The organism is Cryobacterium arcticum, from assembly GCF_001679725.1.
GTDB lineage: Bacteria > Actinomycetota > Actinomycetes > Actinomycetales > Microbacteriaceae > Cryobacterium > Cryobacterium arcticum_A.
Genome location: NZ_CP016282.1, coordinates 3257888 through 3274643, shown reverse-complemented (window position 1 = coordinate 3274643; position 16756 = coordinate 3257888). Strand labels below are relative to the sequence as shown.

Annotated in this window: 21 protein-coding genes; 19 read left to right on the top strand and 2 right to left on the bottom strand. The window is 65.4% G+C overall.

Features of this window, described 5'->3' with window-relative positions; genetic code table 11:
* The first annotated feature begins 2 nt into the window (after positions 1–2).
* The 13 genes from rpsQ to map all read left to right on the top strand — a co-directional run bounded on the left by rpsQ (position 3) and on the right by map (position 7535).
* The gene (rpsQ, locus tag PA27867_RS14875) at positions 3–296 is read left to right on the top strand and encodes a 30S ribosomal protein S17 (protein WP_066597618.1); all 294 of its coding nucleotides are present in this window, start codon (positions 3–5) and stop codon (positions 294–296) included.
* 34 nt (positions 297–330) lie between these two features.
* Positions 331–699 (top strand): 50S ribosomal protein L14, encoded by a 369-nt coding sequence (rplN, locus tag PA27867_RS14870; RefSeq protein ID WP_066597616.1) that lies wholly within the window; start codon positions 331–333, stop codon positions 697–699.
* A gap of 3 nt (positions 700–702) precedes the next feature.
* Positions 703–1062 carry a 50S ribosomal protein L24 gene (rplX, locus tag PA27867_RS14865; protein ID WP_066597614.1) on the top strand — a complete coding sequence of 120 codons (360 nt, stop codon included), beginning with the start codon at positions 703–705 and terminating at the stop codon, positions 1060–1062.
* Positions 1062–1649, top strand: a complete 588-nt coding sequence (gene rplE / locus PA27867_RS14860; protein WP_066597611.1) for a 50S ribosomal protein L5 — start codon at positions 1062–1064, stop codon at positions 1647–1649. The genes rplX and rplE overlap by 1 nt, the downstream gene beginning before the upstream one ends.
* A 105-nt stretch (positions 1650–1754) precedes the next feature.
* Complete coding sequence (rpsH, locus tag PA27867_RS14855; RefSeq protein WP_066597609.1) at positions 1755–2153, top strand: 30S ribosomal protein S8; 399 nt, start codon at positions 1755–1757, stop codon at positions 2151–2153.
* 6 nt (positions 2154–2159) lie between these two features.
* On the top strand, positions 2160–2696 hold the full coding sequence (gene rplF / locus PA27867_RS14850; RefSeq protein ID WP_066597607.1) for a 50S ribosomal protein L6: 537 nt from the start codon (positions 2160–2162) through the stop codon (positions 2694–2696).
* A 2-nt stretch (positions 2697–2698) separates the two neighbouring features.
* Complete coding sequence (gene rplR, locus PA27867_RS14845; RefSeq protein ID WP_066597603.1) at positions 2699–3070, top strand: 50S ribosomal protein L18; 372 nt, start codon at positions 2699–2701, stop codon at positions 3068–3070.
* Entirely contained in the window at positions 3067–3780 is a 714-nt protein-coding gene (rpsE, locus tag PA27867_RS14840) for a 30S ribosomal protein S5 (protein WP_084021204.1), read from the top strand. Before rplR ends, rpsE begins: the two co-directional genes overlap by 4 nt.
* Positions 3780–3962: a 50S ribosomal protein L30 gene (gene rpmD / locus PA27867_RS14835; RefSeq protein ID WP_066597599.1), complete on the top strand. Its 183-nt coding sequence runs from the start codon at positions 3780–3782 to the stop codon at positions 3960–3962. Before rpsE ends, rpmD begins: the two co-directional genes overlap by 1 nt.
* A complete protein-coding gene (gene rplO, locus PA27867_RS14830) occupies positions 3962–4564 on the top strand; it encodes a 50S ribosomal protein L15 (protein WP_084021203.1) in 603 nt (200 codons plus the stop codon). Before rpmD ends, rplO begins: the two co-directional genes overlap by 1 nt.
* A 102-nt stretch (positions 4565–4666) precedes the next feature.
* Positions 4667–5989 carry a preprotein translocase subunit SecY gene (secY, locus tag PA27867_RS14825; RefSeq protein ID WP_066597596.1) on the top strand — a complete coding sequence of 441 codons (1323 nt, stop codon included), beginning with the start codon at positions 4667–4669 and terminating at the stop codon, positions 5987–5989.
* Positions 5986–6600, top strand: a complete 615-nt coding sequence (locus PA27867_RS14820) for an adenylate kinase (RefSeq protein ID WP_066597594.1) — start codon at positions 5986–5988, stop codon at positions 6598–6600. Before secY ends, PA27867_RS14820 begins: the two co-directional genes overlap by 4 nt.
* 98 nt (positions 6601–6698) lie before the next feature.
* Entirely contained in the window at positions 6699–7535 is an 837-nt protein-coding gene (gene map, locus PA27867_RS14815) for a type I methionyl aminopeptidase (protein ID WP_066597592.1), read from the top strand.
* Between the two features lie 958 nt (positions 7536–8493).
* Here map and PA27867_RS14810 read toward each other — a convergent pair.
* Together PA27867_RS14810 and PA27867_RS14805 are read right to left on the bottom strand one after the other, a co-directional pair.
* Complete coding sequence (locus PA27867_RS14810; protein ID WP_236900723.1) at positions 8494–8769, bottom strand: GIY-YIG nuclease family protein; 276 nt, start codon at positions 8767–8769, stop codon at positions 8494–8496.
* A gap of 273 nt (positions 8770–9042) precedes the next feature.
* Positions 9043–10974 carry a BglG family transcription antiterminator gene (locus tag PA27867_RS14805; protein WP_066597589.1) on the bottom strand — a complete coding sequence of 644 codons (1932 nt, stop codon included), beginning with the start codon at positions 10972–10974 and terminating at the stop codon, positions 9043–9045.
* A gap of 167 nt (positions 10975–11141) precedes the next feature.
* Here PA27867_RS14805 and PA27867_RS14800 point away from each other — a divergent pair, with 167 nt between their 5' ends.
* The 6 genes from PA27867_RS14800 to PA27867_RS14775 all read left to right on the top strand — a co-directional run bounded on the left by PA27867_RS14800 (position 11142) and on the right by PA27867_RS14775 (position 16635).
* Positions 11142–11459 carry a PTS sugar transporter subunit IIB gene (locus PA27867_RS14800; RefSeq protein WP_066597588.1) on the top strand — a complete coding sequence of 106 codons (318 nt, stop codon included), beginning with the start codon at positions 11142–11144 and terminating at the stop codon, positions 11457–11459.
* Between the two features lie 127 nt (positions 11460–11586).
* A complete protein-coding gene (locus PA27867_RS14795; RefSeq protein ID WP_066597586.1) occupies positions 11587–11853 on the top strand; it encodes an HPr family phosphocarrier protein in 267 nt (88 codons plus the stop codon).
* Between the two features lie 15 nt (positions 11854–11868).
* Positions 11869–13593, top strand: a complete 1725-nt coding sequence (gene ptsP / locus PA27867_RS14790) for a phosphoenolpyruvate--protein phosphotransferase (protein WP_066597584.1) — start codon at positions 11869–11871, stop codon at positions 13591–13593.
* Positions 13590–15047: a PTS mannitol transporter subunit IICB gene (locus PA27867_RS14785; protein WP_066597582.1), complete on the top strand. Its 1458-nt coding sequence runs from the start codon at positions 13590–13592 to the stop codon at positions 15045–15047. Before ptsP ends, PA27867_RS14785 begins: the two co-directional genes overlap by 4 nt.
* Positions 15047–15487 carry a PTS sugar transporter subunit IIA gene (locus PA27867_RS14780; RefSeq protein ID WP_066597579.1) on the top strand — a complete coding sequence of 147 codons (441 nt, stop codon included), beginning with the start codon at positions 15047–15049 and terminating at the stop codon, positions 15485–15487. Before PA27867_RS14785 ends, PA27867_RS14780 begins: the two co-directional genes overlap by 1 nt.
* On the top strand, positions 15484–16635 hold the full coding sequence (locus PA27867_RS14775; RefSeq protein WP_066597577.1) for a mannitol-1-phosphate 5-dehydrogenase: 1152 nt from the start codon (positions 15484–15486) through the stop codon (positions 16633–16635). The genes PA27867_RS14780 and PA27867_RS14775 overlap by 4 nt, the downstream gene beginning before the upstream one ends.
* The last annotated feature ends 121 nt before the right edge of the window (positions 16636–16756 follow it).

Sequence of the window (16756 nt, the reverse complement as noted above, 5' to 3'; positions counted from 1 at the left end):
TCATGGCGAAGACTGACGAAACGGTCGTCCCCGCCGAGGCTCTCGTGCGCGGCTACCGCAAGACGCTGCGTGGTTACGTGACCAGCGACAAGATGGATAAGACCATCGTTGTCGAGGTCGAAGACCGCGTGAAGCACCCCCTGTACGGCAAGGTCATCCGCCGTACGTCCAAGCTGAAGGTTCACGACGCGGAGAACACCGCCGGCGTCGGCGACCTGGTCCTGATCAGTGAAACTCGCCCGCTGAGCGCCACCAAGCGCTTCCGCCTGGTCGAGATTCTCGAGAAGGCCAAGTAAGCGCTCGCGCTTACTTGATAGAAGGAGTTAGAAAGTGCTTCAGCAAGAATCACGACTCAAAGTTGCCGACAACACCGGTGCCAAGGTCCTGTTGACGATCCGTGTTCTCGGTGGCTCCGGCCGTCGTTACGCCGGACTGGGTGACGTCATCGTCGCCACCGTCAAGGACGCCATCCCGGGCGGCAACGTCAAGAAGGGTGACGTCGTCAAAGCCGTCATCGTTCGCGTCAAAAAGCAGACCCGTCGTCCAGACGGCTCGTACATCAAGTTCGATGAGAACGCCGCAGTGATCTTGAAGGCTGACGGAGACCCCCGTGGTACCCGTATCTTCGGACCGGTCGGTCGCGAACTCCGCGACAAGAAGTTCATGAAGATCATTTCGTTGGCACCGGAGGTTATCTAAATCATGGCCAGAATCAAGAAGGGTGACCTCGTAGAGGTCATCACCGGCCGCACCCAGGCTCGCGGCGGAGACCGTGGCAAGCAGGGTCGTGTGCTCGAGGTACAGGTTGAGAAGAACCGTGTTCTCGTCGAAGGCATCAACTTCGTCAAGAAGCACGTTCGTGTCGGCCAGACCCAGCGCGGCTCCAAGACCGGCGGCATCGAGACCGTGGAAGCATCGATTCACGCTTCCAACGTCGCTCTGGTCGACCCGGAGACCAAGAAGCCGACCAAGGTCGGATTCCGCCTCGAAGAGGTAACGAAGGACGGCGTCACCAAGACGGTCCGCGTTCGTTACGCCAAGAAGTCAGGTAAGGACCTCTAATGACTGACATCGCAACCGACGCAAAGCCCGTCGTCCTGCCGCGTCTGAAGCAGAAGTACCGCGACGAGATCTCCAAGAAGCTCGCCACGGAACTCGGCTTCACCAACGTCCACCAGGTGCCCAACCTGACGAAGATCATCGTCAACATGGGTGTCGGCGAGGCAGCACGCGACGGCAAGATCATGGATGGCGCCGTCGCCGACCTCACCAAGATCACCGGCCAGAAGCCGCAGGTCACCAAGGCACGCAAGTCCATCGCGCAGTTCAAACTGCGTGAAGGACAGCCCATTGGCACGCACGTCACACTTCGTGGCGACCGCATGTGGGAGTTCCTCGACCGGCTGCTCAGCCTCGCCCTGCCCCGTATCCGCGACTTCCGCGGCCTCTCGGACAAGCAGTTCGACGGCGCCGGCAACTACACGTTCGGCCTCACGGAGCAGGTTATGTTCCACGAGATCGACCAGGACCGGATCGACCGTGTTCGCGGTATGGACATCACTGTTGTGACGACCGCCAAGAACAACGACGAGGGTCGCGCGCTGCTCAAGGCGCTCGGCTTCCCGTTCAAGACGGCTGAGAACTCCTAAAAAGTTTCACCCCCGGGGGCCGGACAACCGTTCGGCCCCCTCCACCACCACAGGTCGTCATCCGCGTAACGGGTGAACGAAACCAGGCGAGAAAGGCACCACAAAATGACAATGACAGATCCGGTCGCAGATATGCTGACCAGACTGCGCAACGCTAACTCGGCGTACCACGACACAGTGTCGATGCCGCACAGCAAGCTCAAGGCGCACATCGCAGACATCCTCAAGGCACAGGGTTACATCTCTGCCTGGGATGTCAAGGATGCAGAGGTCGGAAAGACCCTCACGCTGAACCTCAAGTTCGGCCCCAACCGCGAGCGTTCCATCGTCGGCATCAAGCGGGTTTCCAAGCCCGGCCTGCGCGTGTACGCAAAGTCGACTGAGATCCCCACGGTTCTCGGCGGCCTCGGCGTTGCCATCCTGTCCACCTCCAGCGGTCTGCTCACCGACCGCCAGGCTGAGAAGAAGGGCGTAGGCGGAGAAGTTCTCGCCTACGTGTGGTAGCCGACAATGTCACGTATTGGAAGACTTCCGATCGAGATCCCCGCGGGTGTCACGGTCGAAGCTAACGGCCAGGCCGTTAGCGTCAAGGGTCCGAAGGGCGAGCTTGCGCTCACCGTCGCGAACCCGATCGAGGTTCAGATCGTCGATGGCCAGGTTCTGGTCACTCGTCCCGACGACGAGCGCGCTTCGCGTTCGCTGCACGGACTGACCCGTACCCTGATCGCCAACCAGATCATCGGCGTCACCGTGGGTTACACCAAGGGACTCGAGATCGTCGGTACCGGTTACCGCGTCGCGCAGAAGGGCACCTCCGTTGAGTTCGCCCTCGGCTTCTCGCACCCGGTCCTCATCGAGCCGCCCGTTGGTATCTCCCTGACCGTCGAGGGCGTTAACAAGCTCACGGTCAGCGGTATCGACAAGCAGGCCGTCGGCGAGGTTGCCGCAAACATCCGTAAGATTCGCAAGCCTGAGCCCTACAAGGGCAAGGGTGTGCGTTACGCCGGCGAGATTGTTCGCCGCAAGGCCGGAAAGAGTGGTAAGTAACCATGGGTCTCGGAACTAGAGGAAAAAGCAAGTCGGCTGCCCGCGGACGCAGGCACGCACGTCTTCGCAAGAAGATCGAGGGGACCGCGCTTCGTCCGCGTCTCGTCGTCACCCGTTCGGCTCGCCACGTATTCGTGCAGGTCGTTGACGACAGCAAGGGTTTCACCCTCGCGTCGGCGTCGACTCTCGAAACTGACATGCGCACCTTCGATGGTGACAAGACCGCCAAGGCCCTCAAGGTCGGCGAGCTCGTCGCAGAGCGTGCGAAGGCTGCCGGCATTGAAGCAGTCGTATTTGACCGTGGTGGCAGCAAGTACGCAGGACGCGTCGCAGCCATCGCCGAAGGAGCTCGAAAGGGAGGGTTGGACCTGTGAGCACTGAATCCAGCAGCACAGCAGCAGCGAAAGAAGCAGACGTCGTCACTGAAGTTCCGGTGGAGACCGCAGCTTCGACTACGCCGCCGCAGAACGAGCCCCGCGAGGCTCGTCGTGGTGGCCGTGAGCGCAGCCCGAACCGTGAGCGCGGAAGCCGTGACGCCGAGAAGAGCCAGTTCCTCGAGCGCGTCGTCACGATCAACCGTGTTTCCAAGGTGGTCAAGGGTGGTCGTCGCTTCAGCTTCACCGCTCTGGTCGTCGTCGGAGACGGTAACGGCCTGGTAGGCGTTGGTTACGGTAAGGCCCGCGAGGTCCCGACCGCAATCAGCAAGGGCGTCGAGGAAGCGAAGAAGAACTTCTTCCGCGTTCCCCGCGTCGGCCTGACCATCCCGCACCCCGTTCAGGGTGAAGCCGCTGCCGGAGTCGTTCTTCTCCGTCCGGCCGCAGCAGGTACCGGCGTTATCGCCGGTGGCCCGGTGCGCGCCGTACTCGAATGCGCTGGCATCCACGACGTGCTGAGCAAGTCGCTCGGTTCGTCGAACACCATCAACATCGTGCACGCCACGGTGGAGGCCCTGCACCAGCTCGAAGAGCCGCGTGCGGTTGCGGCTCGCCGTGGCCTTTCCTACGAAGACGTGGCCCCGGCCCGTTTTCTGCGTGCCGATGCGGCTGCAGCAGCAGCCGCCGCAAGCGCGAAGGCAGGTGCCTAATGGCTCAGCTGAAGATTACGCAGATCAAGTCCAAAATTAGTGAGAAGCAGAACCAGCGCGACACGCTTCGCAGCCTGGGCCTGCGTCGCATTGGCGCCGTCACGATCCGCGAGGACAACTCGCAGAACCGTGGCTACGTCAACACCGTTGCTCACCTGGTGAAGGTCGAGGAGATTGACTAATGGCTGACGAGAAGGAAGCGACCGAGAAGGTCGCAACCAAGCCCGCCGCTAAGAAGGCCGCCGCCCCCAAGGCGACGACCACGAAGGCTGCTGCAGCCAAGGCTCCGGCCAAGACTGCTGCCGCCAAGAAGGCCGCCGCGCCGACTGAGCCCACTGAGGCCCGTCCGCAGGTGCTGAAGGTTCACCACCTTCGCCCCGCGCCCGGATCGAAGAAGGACAAGCAGCGCGTTGGCCGTGGTGAAGGATCCAAGGGTAAGACCGCGGGTCGTGGCACCAAGGGCACCAAGGCACGCTACACCGTGCGTATCGGCTTCGAGGGTGGGCAGATGCCGCTGCACATGCGCACCCCGAAGCTGCGCGGGTTCAAGAACCCGTTCCGCGTGGAGTACCAGGTTGTAAACCTGGAACGCCTGGCCGAGCTGTACCCGACCGGCGGCGATGTAACCATCGAATCGCTGGTCGCCAAGGGTGCTGTTCGTGACAACGAGAAGGTCAAGGTTCTCGGCAATGGTGACATTGCGGTTAAGCTGACTGTTGCAGTCGATAAGGTCTCCCGCTCAGCTGAGCAGAAGATCGTCGCAGCAGGTGGCTCGATCAAGTAGTAAGACCCGTAGACGAGATCGAGCTTGTCGAGCCTGCTCAGCGACTAATGCGCTGACGCTGTCTCGGCAAGCTCGTTCTTTGTTACTAACTGGAGGCCTTTTTTGTTTAGCGCCATTGCGCGGATATTCCGCACGCCGGACCTTCGTAAGAAGATCGGGTTCACCCTGGGCATCGTCGCCCTGTTCCGTCTGGGCTCGTTCATCCCCGCCCCATTCGTGGACTTCGGCAACGTGCAAGCCTGTCTTGCAGCGAACCAGGGAACGAGCGGCCTCTACGAGCTCGTGAACCTGTTCAGCGGTGGCGCCCTGCTGCAGCTGTCCGTCTTCGCACTGGGGATCATGCCGTACATCACGGCCTCCATCATCGTGCAGCTGCTGCGCGTGGTGATTCCCCACTTCGAGACCCTCTACAAGGAGGGCGCGGCGGGCCAGTCCAAGCTCACCCAGTACACGCGTTACCTCACCATCGCCCTCGGCATCCTGCAGTCGACGACGCTGATCACCGTCGCCCGCAGCGGCGCCCTGTTCGGCACCTCGGCCTCCTCCGAGTGTTCGCAGCTGATCACCAACGACGCCTGGTACGCCATCATGCTGATGGTCATCACCATGACCGCCGGCACCGGCGTCATCATGTGGATGGGTGAGATGATCACCGAGCGCGGCATCGGCAACGGCATGTCCCTCCTCATCTTCACGTCGATCGCCGCCCGCTTCCCGAACTCGCTGTTCTCGATCGGCCAGCAGAACGGCATCGACATCCTCCTCATCGTCCTGGCCATCGGGCTGGTCGTTGTGGCCGCCGTGGTGTTCGTCGAGCAGTCGCAGCGCCGCATCCCGGTGCAATACGCCAAGCGCATGGTGGGCCGCCGCACCTATGGCGGCAACAACACCTACATTCCGATCAAGGTGAACATGGCCGGCGTTGTGCCCGTCATCTTCGCGTCGTCGCTGCTGTACCTGCCGGCGCTGATCGCCCAGTTCAACCAGCCCGCCGCGGGCACCGAACCGCTGGCCTGGGTCACCTGGATCACCAACAACCTCACCAAGGGCGACCACCCGCTTTACATGGCGATGTACTTCCTGCTCATCGTGGGCTTCACCTACTTCTACGTCGCGATCACCTTCAACCCCGAAGAGGTCGCCGACAACATGAAGAAGTACGGCGGATTCATCCCCGGCATCCGTGCCGGCCGGCCCACCGCCGAGTACCTCGACTACGTACTCACCCGCGTGACGCTGCCCGGTGCTCTGTACCTCGGCCTGATCGCACTGCTCCCGCTGATAGCCTTCTCGGCCATCGGCGCCGACCAGAACTTCCCGTTCGGTGGCGCCAGCATCCTCATCATCGTGGGTGTCGGCCTGGAGACCGTGAAGCAGATCGACTCCCAGCTGCAGCAACGCCACTACGAAGGGCTTCTGCGATGACCCGACTTCTCGTGATCGGCCCGCCCGGTGCGGGCAAGGGCACCCAGGCCGTGCGTCTGGCCGAGGCCTTCGGCGTTCCCGCCATCTCCACCGGCGACATCTTCCGGTTCAACGTGAAGAACGAAACCGAGCTCGGCGTTCAGGTCAAGGCGTTCATCGAGGCCGGCAAGTACGTGCCCGACTCGCTGACCAACGAGATCGTCGCCGACCGGCTCAAGGAGCCGGACGCCCTGCAGGGCTTCCTGCTCGACGGGTACCCGCGCACCACCGACCAGGTGCTCGAGCTCGACCGCCTGCTCGACGCCGAGGGCACCTCGCTCGACGCCGTGGTGCAGATCGTCGCCGACACCGATGAGGTCGTGGCGCGGTTGCTCAAGCGCGCTGCGGAACAGGGCCGCGCCGATGACACGGCCGACGTCATCCGCCACCGTCTCGAGGTCTACGAAGAGCAGACCGCCCCGCTGATTGACCTGTACGACAAGCGCGGCGTGGTCGTCACCATCGACGGCCTCGGCGCTGTCGACCAGGTCACCGACCGCATCGTGGCGGCGCTGGCCGAGCGCGGCCTGCACGCCGTCGGGCCCACCGACGCGGTTGCGGCCTCGGCATAAATTGCTGTGATTGGGCGTCGGCTTCGGTCGGCGCCCTTTCGTTTTTCCCCCGGACGCCTTCCGACGCCCGCTTTCGCACGACGACTTAGTTTGCAGGTATGACCGTGGCCCTTCGCCGCTCCATCTACAAGACTCCGGCGCAGATGCGCCTCATGCTGGCCCCCGGCCTGGCGACCGCTGCGTCGCTCGTGGCGGCCCGCGAAGCGATGCGGGCGGGCGTGACCACGCTGGCCCTGGATGCGGCCGCTGAAGCCGCCATCGTGGCCCTGGGCGGCCGGCCCAACTTCAAGCTCGAGCAGGGCTACTTCCACACCGTGTGCGCCTCGGTGAACGACGACGTGGTGCACGGCATCCCGAACGACCGTGTTCTCGGTGCCGGCGATATCGTCTCGATCGACAGCGGGGCCATCATCGACGGCTGGAACGGCGACGCGGCGTTCACCTTCGTACTGCCCGACCCGTCGCGGCCCGAGGTCGTGGCCGAGCGCGAGGAACTCTCCCGCGTGACCGAGCAGTCGCTCTGGCACGGCATCGCCCGGCTCGCCGAGGCGCGTCACCTCAACGAGGTGGGCGAGGCGATCGAAGACTACATCGAGTCGCAGGGCAGCTACGGCATCCTCACCGACTACGTGGGCCACGGGATCGGCAAGTCGATGCACGAGGCGCCGCCGGTGTTCAACTACCGGGTGCGCCAGAAGGGCCCGGACGTGAAGCCCGGCCTGGTTGTGGCCATCGAGCCGATGGTGGTGCTCGGCGACATCGAGACCTACACCCGCGACGACGACTGGACCGTCGCTACCAGCGACGGCAAGGCCGCCGCGCACTGGGAACACAGCGTGGCCGTGCACAAGGACGGCATCTGGGTGCTCACCGCCGAAGACGGCGGCGCCGCGGGCCTGGCCCAGTTCGGCATCACCCCCACGCCCCTCGCCTAGCCGCGGTCTCGTCGGTCGAGCTCGTCGAGACCCGGTGACGTTGTCTGCGTTGGTCCCCGTCTCGTCGGTCGAGCTCGTTGAGACTTTGTGACAGCGTCCGCGCTGGTTCCCCCCTCGTCGGTCGAGCTCGTCGAGACCCGGTGACTGTGTCCGTGTTGGTTCCCCCTCGTCGGTCGAGCTTGTCGAGACCTGGTGACGGTGTCCGCGTTGGTTCCCGCGTCGTCGGTCGAGCTTGTCGAGACCTGGTGACCCGGCCTGCGTTCGTCCCCACCTTGCTGGTCGAGCTCGTCGAGACCTCGTGAGCATCGTCGCGAATGCGTGCGGCTCACGGGATCTCGACAGGCTCGATCAGTGTGTGGGTCGCGTTGGTCTCGACCGTCGAGGTCGTCGAGACCGCGTGACGGTGTCTACGGTCGTCTCCCCGTCGTTGGTCGAGCTCGTCGAGACCTCGCGAGCGTCGTCGCGAACGCGTTCGGCTCGCGGGATCTCGACAGGCTCGATCAGCGTTTGGGTTGCGTAGGTCTCGGCCGTCTCGTTGGTCGAGCTCGTCGAGACCGCGTGACGGTGTCTACGGTCGTCTCCCCGTCGTTGGTCGAGCTCGTCGAGACCTCGCGAGCGCCGTCGCGAACGCATTCGGCTCGCGGGATCTCGACAGGCTCGATCAGCGTTTGGGTTGCGTAGGTCTCGACCGTCTCGTTGGTCGAGCTTGTCGAGACCTCGTGCGGGTTGTCGCGAACGCGTTCGGGTTGCGGGATCTCGGCAGGCTCGATCAGCGTTTGGGTTGCGTAGGTCTCGACCGTCTCGTTGGTCGAGCTTGTCGAGACCTCGTGCGGGTTGTCGCGAACGCGTTCGGGTTGCGGGATCTCGGCAAGCTCGATCAGCGTTTGGGTCGCGTCGGTCTCCTCCGGTGCGTGGGTAACTGGTCGGATGCCAATCGGCTCGATCAGCGGATGTGGCCCTACGGGTGCTGTGGCCGGCTTAGGCCGGGCAGATCACCGAGCCTGCCCTCGATGAGGGCTCTGCGCTTGGCCCTGCTCCAACCTTGAATTTGCTTTTCCCGGGCGTAGGCATCCGCGATGCTCTCGCTTTGTTCGCAGTAGACGAGCCGTACAGGACGACGCCGCCGGGTATAGGCGGCGCCCTGGTCGGCGGTGTTGTGTTGTGCGACGCGTCTGTCGAGATCCCAGGTGCTCCCGACGTAGAACGAGCCGTCGGCGCACTCGAGGATGTACATGAATGGCATGCGATGAGGGTGCCAGGGTGCTGAGGGCTCAAGGGATGTCCGACGCTGGTCTGTGGAGAACTCGGGCGGACGCGGAGGGATGAGGGACGCATCCGTTGGGCTGTTGGGTCGCGAGGTCTCGACGAGCTCGACCAGCGAGGTGGGGCTCGACCGACGGCGTGGGGACCAATGCAGACAGGGTCGCGAGGTCTCGACAAGCTCGACCAGCGACGGGGGCTCGAACGGCGGGGTGGGGCGACCGGCCGGGGTGGGGCGGAGCGGGGGCTAGGTGTCCATTACGTGGACGAGCTCGTCGATGAACGAGGCGAAGTCCACCGAACGCTTGATCAGGCGCTGCACCTCGAGGCGGTCGGCGAAGACCTCCACGAACTGGTCGAAGACCGCCTGGAAGGTGCTGCGCCCCGCGGCGCTGAACGCGATGAGGGCCACCACGTTCACCCGGTTGTCGCCCCAGTCCATCGGGGCGTCGTTGATCACGATCGCGATCGAGGTCTGCTTGGCACTCATCGACATGGCGTGCGGCACCGCGAGGTTGTCGGTGAACGCGGTCGACGACATCAGCTCGCGCTCGATGGCGCCGTCGACGTAACTCTGGTCGATGATGCCCTTGGCCGTCATCCGCTCGCCCAGGGCGGTGATCATGGCCACCTCGTCGCGGGCGTAGAAGTTGCGGGAGAACAACGACTCGTCGAAGAACTGCAGCAGGTCGTCCTTCAGGCGCGCGCGCCGGCGCATCCGCCGCACCCGGCTGGCGTGCTGACGGATGCGGTCCACATCGCCCTGGGTGAGGAACGGCTGGATCACGATGACCCCGTCGGAGTGCAGCTGGGGGTCGATGGTGGTGAGCACCAGATCGGCGTCGAGCGAGTCCCAGGCCACATCGGACCGGGTGATCACCGCGACCACCTCGAGGTCGTCGCCGAGCACCCGTTCGATGCGTTCGCGCAGCAGCACGTGCATGTCGTAATAGTTGGGGCACACGATCGCGCAGGTCACCAGCTCCACCCGGCGTACCTGCTGCTCGAGGTGCGCGCCCACATGCATGGCGATGTACGCGATCTCGTCGTCGTTGATCACGATCTGCTCGGCACGCTGCAGCTCGCTGGCGATGTACACGGCCAGCTCGTAGATCAGCGGGTACGAGGTTTTGATCGACCGGGTGAGCGGGTTGCGGGAGTACGACTTGTCGTGCGCCCGGTTGATCAGGTTGCGCACGTGCAGGGTGAGCCGCACGATGAAGTCGTCGTCGTCGAGGTCGACGAGGTACTCCTGGCTGGCCCGGTCCACGATCGCGCGCATCGCGGCGAGCTCGGCCGGCTGCACGTAGCTCTCGATGAGGGTCTCGGCGGGCTGGTCGTGCCCGGGGGTGATCACCCGGGTAGTGAGCAGGAAAGCCAGGTACGCCAGGTCGCCGCTGCCCAGGCACACGTCGAAGTGCGTCATGATCAGGCCCGACAGCGACGTGGCCAACTCCGACGGCGGTTCGGTCACGGCCGGCGCGGGGGAGAGGTTCTTGCTCACCCGGTCGATGGCGATCGCCACGTGCAGCAGCACGTTGTTGATGCCGTACTCGTTGACGAAGTAGCCCTGGCCGTCGAGCAGGTCGATGAGGTCGGTCTTGAACGCGCTGAGGCTATCGGCGCCGGCCTGGCCGGACGTGAACTCGCGCTGGATGGTCTCGAGGTCGATCATGCCGCGGGCACTTTCCTCGCGGAACATGCGGCTGAGCAGCTTGCGCCGGTCGGTCTCCGAGCCGGTGAGGGTGACGACGCTGCCGTGCCGCACGAGCGTGAGCCCGGAGTCGGGCAGCAGCAACCGCACCCGGGCCAGGTCGGCCTCCACGGTGGAGTCGCTGACGAAGTTCTCGGCGGCCAACTCGTACACGTCGAGGCCGTCGACCTCCTCGGTGAGCCGGCGCACCAGCTGCGACAGACGCTGCTGCGGGGTGTCCGCTTCGGTGTCGCGGGGGCGCGCGCGGTGCTCGGCGGTGAACGCGGAGAACTCGTCCCGGTTGATGCGATACCCGGCGGTGCCCGATTCGATCACGGTCAGCGGATGCGCCGCGGCCTTGACCGCGGTGACGTAACTGCGCACGCTGCGCGGGGTGACGCCCAGGCGGTCAGCGAGTTCGCCTGCCGTGATCCAGCCCGACGTCTGGGACAGATAGTCCAGCATCCGTGCCTGTTTATCACTCATAGTGCGCAACTCCATTGTCTCAAGAGTAGTCAAGCAGAGAGTACAGCCCGCAACAGCAGGCATTTTGTTTGTTTCCGCAGGGTGCGGAAAAGGCTCTGGTGGTGCCCGCGGGGCGGAAAGAGGACAGTAGGTGTTGCATTCAGAAGTTCGATGGAAGGAATGAATCAATGAAGATTCTCGTCGTATGTGGTGCCGGTGCGTCCAGCGCATTCGTGGCACACCGCTTGCGTGTGACCGGCAAGCAACGTGGGCTCACCCTCACCGTTGTCGCCGGAAGCGAATCGGACCTGCCGGGCTCGCTCGACACCGTCGATGTTCTTCTGGTCGGCCCACACCTCGCTCCCCGCTTCGACCGCCTCAGCACTCAGGCGAAGAAGCTCGGCGTGGGAGTGGCCCTGTTGCCCAAGGCGGTCTTCGCGGCCCGCGACGGCGACCTGGCACTCGACCTGGCCGTGGATGCCGAGCACGAACGGTCGTGGGTCTGACAGTCAGACGCCACCCCGTACCACCCCTGATTGTTGTGCCGGCGGCTGCCGGCCGCCCGCACGAAGCCGGGACCTCGACTGAGGCCCGGTGACAATCCCGCACGTTGGAAAGGCTTAGGCGTACGAAATGGCTGAACGCACCGTACTGATCGGATCGACCCACGGGCTGCACGCTCGCCCCGCGAAGCTCTTCACCAAGGCCGCGGCCGCCGCCGGCACCCCCGTCACCCTGCAGAAGGGCGACGGCAAGGCCGTCAACGCCGCCAGCATCCTGGGCGTCATCGCACTGGGCATCAACCACGGCGACAGCGTCACCCTGGCCACCGACGGCGACAACGCCGAGACGGTGCTCGACGAACTCGCCGCCCTTCTTCTCACCGACCACGACGCCTAAGCGGAGCTGCTGACCATGCTGGAACTGCAGGGAATCGGAATCGGCCAGGGTGTGGCCGTCGGCCGCGTGCTGCGCATGCCCGAACCGCTGCCCGAGCCCGTCGACACCCGCAGCACCCTCGACCCCGATGCCGAACTGGCCCGCGCCACCACATCGATGCACGTTGTGGCCGAAGACCTCGAGGCCCGGGGCGAACGCGCCGGCGGTACTGCCCAGGAGGTGCTCGAGGCCCAGGCCATGATGGCCGAGGACCCCTCCCTCATCGACGAAGTCACCGCCCGCCTGCACAAGCACCAGACCGCCGAACGCGCCGTGTTCGAAGCCTTCTCCGCCTTCCGCGACCAGCTGCTGGCCCTCGGCGGCTACCTCGCCGAACGCGCCGCCGACCTCGACGACGTGGCCCAGCGGGTCATCGCCGACCTCGCCGGCCTGCCCGCCCCCGGCGTGCCCGACCCCGCCGAACCGTTCGTGCTGGTAGCCCGCGACCTGGCCCCGGCCGACACCGCGCTGCTCGACCTCACCAAGGTGCTCGGCCTCATCACCATCGACGGCGGCCCCACCTCGCACACCGCGATCCTGGCCCGCGAGAAGTCCATCGTGGCGATCGTGGGCACCCACGCCGCCGCGCAGCTCGCCGACGGCGACGAGGTCATCATCGACGCCGCCAACGGCATCGTGCTCGTGGCCCCCACCGACAAGCAGATCGCCGACGCCCGGGCCCGCATCGCCGCCCGCGCCGCCCGCGCCCTGGCCCCGATCGGCCCTGGCAAGCTCGCCGACGGCACCAGTGTTCCGCTGCTTGCCAACCTCGGTTCAGCGGATGGCGCCGAGCGCGCCGTCGCCCTCGGTGCAGAGGGTGTGGGCCTGTTCCGCACCGAGTTCCTCTTCCTCGACTCCACCTCCGCGCCCACCGTGCTGCAGCAGCAGGGCGAATACGAGCGGATGCTGCGCGCCTTCCCAGGCAAGAAGGTCGTGGTGCGGGCGCTCGACGCCGGCGCCGACAAGCCGCTCGCGTTCCTCAACGACGCCGACGAGGAGAACCCCGCCCTGGGCCTCCGCGGCCTGAGGGCGCTCCGCGCCAGTGAGGACATCCTGCGCGAGCAGCTCACCGCCCTCGCCGAGGCCGCCAAGACCACCGAGGCCGATGTCTGGGTGATGGCACCCATGGTGTCCACCGTGGAAGAGGCCGACTACTTCACCACTCTCGCCCACGACCTGGGCCTGAAGACCGCCGGCGTCATGGTCGAGGTGCCGTCCGCGGCTCTCATGGCCGACCGCATCCTGGCGCACACCGACTTCGCGTCGATCGGCACCAACGACCTCACCCAGTACACCCTCGCGGCCGACCGGATGCTCGGAACCGTCGCCGGGTTCCAGGACCCCTGGCACCCCGCGGTGCTGCGCCTGGTGGGTGAGGTGGGCGCCGCCGGCGCTCAGGCGGGCAAGCCCGTCGGTGTCTGCGGCGAGGCCGCGGCCGACCCGCTGCTCGCCGTGGTGCTCGTGGGCCTCGGCGCCACCACCCTGTCGATGTCGGCTGCCGCCCTCGCCGACGTTCGGGCCTCCCTGGCCGACTTCACTCTTGAGCAGGCGCGGCACCTTGCCGCGGCCGCTCTGTCCGCCGACGGCGCAGCATCCGCTCGCGCCGCGGCAACCGCAATCGCACACAGTTACACCAGCTCCGACCCCAGCAGCACGGCCCCTACCGTGCTTACCCACCCCGAGAGAGGTACACAGAAATGACAACGACGTCTGTCACCGAGAAGAAGGGCGCGAGGGTCCACGTTCAGGCCTTCGGCACCTTCCTGAGCGGCATGATCATGCCCAACATCGCGGCGTTCATCGCGTGGGGCATCATCACCGCCTTCTTCATCCCCACCGGATGGACCCCCAACGAGACCCTGGTCACGCTGGTCGACCCGATGATCTTGTACCTACTGCCGTTGCTGATCGCCAACACCGGCGGCCGGATGGTCTACGGCACCCGCGGTGGAGTGATCGCCTCGATCGCCACCATGGGCGTCATCGTCGGCAGCTCGATCCCGATGTTCATCGGCGCCATGATCGTCGGCCCGCTGTCCGCGTGGATCCTGATGAAGGTCGACAAGATCTGGGCCGGCAAGATCAGGCCCGGCTTCGAGATGCTGGTGGACAACTTCTCCGCCGGTATCCTCGGCTTCGCCCTGGCCCTCGGTGCGTTCTTCGGAATCGCCCCGCTGGTCACCGGACTGAGCGCCTTCCTCGAGTCGGTCGTTGACTGGCTGATTGCCAACGGCCTGCTGCCGATCGCGTCGATCTTCATCGAACCCGGCAAGATCCTCTTCCTCAACAACGCCATCAACCACGGCGTGCTCACCCCCATCGGTGTGCAGCAGGTCCAGGAGAGCGGCAAGTCCGTCCTCTTCCTGCTCGAGGCGAACCCCGGCCCCGGCCTGGGCATCCTGCTCGCGTTCACGTTCTTCGGCGTGGGCCTGGCCCGCGCGAGTGCACCCGGTGCGATCATCATCCAGTTCCTCGGTGGTATCCACGAGATCTACTTCCCGTACGTGCTGATGAAGCCGATGATGGTGCTTGCTGCCATCGGTGGTGGCATGACCGGTGTTGCCGTGAACGTCGCCTTCCAGACCGGCCTGCGCGCCCCCGCCTCGCCCGGCAGCATCATCGCCGTGTTGGCTCAGACCCCGGCCACCGACTTCGTCGGTGTGATCCTCTCGGTTCTCGCCTCCGCCGGTGTCTCCTTCGCGATCGGTGCGGTCATCCTCCGCTCCAGCCGCAAGAAGGACCTCGCCGCTGAGAACGACAACGAACTGGCCGCCGCCATCGCCAAGACCGAAGCCAACAAGGGCAAGTCCAGCTCCGTGCTGAGCAACCTGGGCGGCTCGGCCGCCACCGGAACCGCTGTGAAGAACATCGTCTTCGCGTGCGACGCTGGTATGGGCTCGAGCGCCATGGGGGCCTCGGTGCTCCGCAACAAGATCAAGAAGGCCGGCATCGAAGGGGTCACGGTGACCAACCAGGCCATCGCGAACCTCGACGGAACCGCCGACCTCGTGATCACCCACCAGGACCTGACGGACCGCGCTCGGGGCAAGAGCCCCAAGTCGGTGCACGTCTCGGTGGACAACTTCATGAACAGCCCCAAGTACGACGAGGTCGTGGAATCTCTCCAGGGCACAAGCGAGGAAGTGACTAAGTAATGACCCAGAGCATTCTGGAACCGCAGAACGTGGTGGCCGCGGGAACGGCCACCACCCGGGACGACGCAATCCGGGAGGCCGGCGCACTGCTGGTCGCCGCCGGGGCGGTCAAGCAGGAGTATGTCGACTCGATGTTCGAGCGCGAGAACTCCGTCTCGACCTACATGGGTAACTTCCTGGCGATCCCGCACGGCACGAACGACGCGAAGGAGTCGATCGTGCGATCGGCTCTCTCGCTCGTGCGTTACGCCGAGCCGATCGACTGGGACGGCCAGCCCGTCAAGTTTGCGGTCGGCATTGCCGGACTGAACAACGAACACCTGGAGATCCTCTCCAAGATCGCCGTCGTCTTCTCGGACGAGGACGAAGTACAGAAACTGATCGACGCAGCAACGCAGGAAGACATCTTCGCGTTGCTCGAGGAGGTAAACGCAGAATGAAAGCCATTCACTTCGGCGCGGGCAACATCGGCCGCGGTTTCGTCGGGCTCCTGCTTCACGAGGCCGGTTATGAGGTCGTCTTCGCCGATGTGAATGCTCCTCTCATTGAGGCTCTGCAGGGCGCACCGTCCTACACGGTGCACGAGGCGGGGGAGACGCCCACCGACAAGCTGGTCGACAACTTCCGCGCCATCAACAGTTCCACCCACGAGGCCGATCTCATCAACGAGATCGCCACGGCCGACGCGGTCACCACCGCCGTCGGACCGAACGTGTTGCGTTTCGTGGCTCCGGTCATCGCGGCGGGCCTGGCCCGCCGCGATGCCGGCCGCCCGCCGCTGGCCGTGATGGCCTGCGAGAACGCGATCAACGCCACGGATGTGCTCGCCGAGCAGGTCTGGGCGAACGTGCCCGACGGCGACCGCGACGCCCTCGCCAGCCGGGTGGCCTTCGCGAACACGGCCGTGGACCGCATCGTTCCCGGCCAGGCAGCGGATGCCGGTATCGACGTCACCGTCGAGGCCTTCTACGAGTGGGTCATCGAAAGCCCCGCCTTCGGCGACACCCCGCCGGTGATCCCCGGCGCCACGTTCGTCAAGGACCTCGCCCCGTACATCGAGCGGAAGCTCTTCACGGTGAACACCGGGCACGCCACGGTGGCCTACCTCGGCACCCAGGCCGGCGTCTCCAAGCTCTCCGACGCCCTGCTGGTGCCCTCGGTCGCCGACGGTGCCCGACGGGTGCTCGAAGAGACCAGCGCCCTCCTGGTGGCCAAGCACGGCCTCGACGAAGACACCCAGCGCGCCTACCGGGAGAAGATCCTCGGTCGGTTCGCCAACCCGTCGCTGCCCGACACCGTCGAACGTGTCGGCCGCCAGCCGCTGCGCAAGCTCAGCCGGCACGAACGCTTCATCGGCCCGGCCGCCGAGATCGCCGAGCGGGGCACCCGCCCCGTGGCGCTGCTCGAGGCCATCGCCGCCGCGCTGCGCTTCAACGTGGCCGACGACGAGCAGAGCGTCGAACTGCAGCGGATGCTCGCCACCGACTCGGCCGAGACCATCGTGGCCGACGTGTGCGGGCTCGAGCCCACGCATCCGCTCTACGCGGACGTGCTCGAGGTTGTCCGCGGAGCCGTCACCGCATCCTGAGTGCTGTCCCACCGTCCCTCGGCCTGGAAACGGGCCGAGGGATTATAGGGATGAATTGCCAAAAGGCAATTGCATAGCATAGGATAAATCCTTGGTGTCTAGCACCGCCTTTATTGGCGTG

Bases quoted from the DNA above. Each gene is read 5' to 3' on its own strand.
- rpsQ (WP_066597618.1), top strand. From the start codon at position 3: ATGGCGAAGACTGACGAAACGGTCGTCCCCGCCGAGGCTCTCGTGCGC.
- rplX (WP_066597614.1), top strand. From the start codon at position 703: ATGGCCAGAATCAAGAAGGGTGACCTCGTAGAGGTCATCACCGGCCGC.
- rplE (WP_066597611.1), top strand. From the start codon at position 1,062: ATGACTGACATCGCAACCGACGCAAAGCCCGTCGTCCTGCCGCGTCTG.
- rpsH (WP_066597609.1), top strand. From the start codon at position 1,755: ATGACAATGACAGATCCGGTCGCAGATATGCTGACCAGACTGCGCAAC.
- rplF (WP_066597607.1), top strand. From the start codon at position 2,160: ATGTCACGTATTGGAAGACTTCCGATCGAGATCCCCGCGGGTGTCACG.
- rplR (WP_066597603.1), top strand. From the start codon at position 2,699: ATGGGTCTCGGAACTAGAGGAAAAAGCAAGTCGGCTGCCCGCGGACGC.
- rpmD (WP_066597599.1), top strand. From the start codon at position 3,780: ATGGCTCAGCTGAAGATTACGCAGATCAAGTCCAAAATTAGTGAGAAG.
- rplO (WP_084021203.1), top strand. From the start codon at position 3,962: ATGGCTGACGAGAAGGAAGCGACCGAGAAGGTCGCAACCAAGCCCGCC.
- PA27867_RS14820 (WP_066597594.1), top strand. From the start codon at position 5,986: ATGACCCGACTTCTCGTGATCGGCCCGCCCGGTGCGGGCAAGGGCACC.
- map (WP_066597592.1), top strand. From the start codon at position 6,699: ATGACCGTGGCCCTTCGCCGCTCCATCTACAAGACTCCGGCGCAGATG.
- PA27867_RS14810 (WP_236900723.1), bottom strand. From the start codon at position 8,769: ATGTACATCCTCGAGTGCGCCGACGGCTCGTTCTACGTCGGGAGCACC.
- PA27867_RS14805 (WP_066597589.1), bottom strand. From the start codon at position 10,974: ATGAGTGATAAACAGGCACGGATGCTGGACTATCTGTCCCAGACGTCG.
- PA27867_RS14800 (WP_066597588.1), top strand. From the start codon at position 11,142: ATGAAGATTCTCGTCGTATGTGGTGCCGGTGCGTCCAGCGCATTCGTG.
- PA27867_RS14795 (WP_066597586.1), top strand. From the start codon at position 11,587: ATGGCTGAACGCACCGTACTGATCGGATCGACCCACGGGCTGCACGCT.
- ptsP (WP_066597584.1), top strand. From the start codon at position 11,869: ATGCTGGAACTGCAGGGAATCGGAATCGGCCAGGGTGTGGCCGTCGGC.
- PA27867_RS14785 (WP_066597582.1), top strand. From the start codon at position 13,590: ATGACAACGACGTCTGTCACCGAGAAGAAGGGCGCGAGGGTCCACGTT.
- PA27867_RS14780 (WP_066597579.1), top strand. From the start codon at position 15,047: ATGACCCAGAGCATTCTGGAACCGCAGAACGTGGTGGCCGCGGGAACG.
- PA27867_RS14775 (WP_066597577.1), top strand. From the start codon at position 15,484: ATGAAAGCCATTCACTTCGGCGCGGGCAACATCGGCCGCGGTTTCGTC.